The organism is Gordonia sp. DT30, assembly GCF_049844915.1.
Taxonomy (GTDB): Bacteria; Actinomycetota; Actinomycetes; order Mycobacteriales; family Mycobacteriaceae; genus Gordonia.
Window position 1 is genome coordinate 1 of record NZ_JBNCLY010000096.1, and the last position, 327, is coordinate 327.

Annotated in this window: 1 protein-coding gene; it reads right to left on the reverse strand. The window is 65.1% G+C overall.

Annotated features, from left to right (window positions below):
- On the reverse strand, positions 1-327 hold a 327-nt coding region (locus ACLQ3C_RS21585), incomplete at both ends, for a DUF222 domain-containing protein (protein WP_425707133.1).

Consider the following 327-nt stretch of genomic DNA (forward strand, 5'->3'; position numbering starts at 1 on the left):
GGGGCGAGGTCGTCGATGTTGGTCAACCCGCCCTTCGCGTAATCGAGGGTGGCGTGGTGGATTTCCGAATGCGCGGCCGGTTGCGAACACCCGGGGTGTGAGCACACTTGGCCGTCGGGTTTGGCGAACAACGCCATGCGTTGCCCGCGGCTCGCCAACCGGGCGCGACCCAAATACAGGGGCACGGTGGTGTGCTCACCGAACACCGCCAGCCACGGTTGGGCGTCGGCCGCCAACCGGATGACATCTTTGATGGGCAGCAGGCTGTTGGTGGCGGTGACGCCGTGGCCGGTTTCGTTGATCAGATCGGTCAGGTCGGCTTTGATG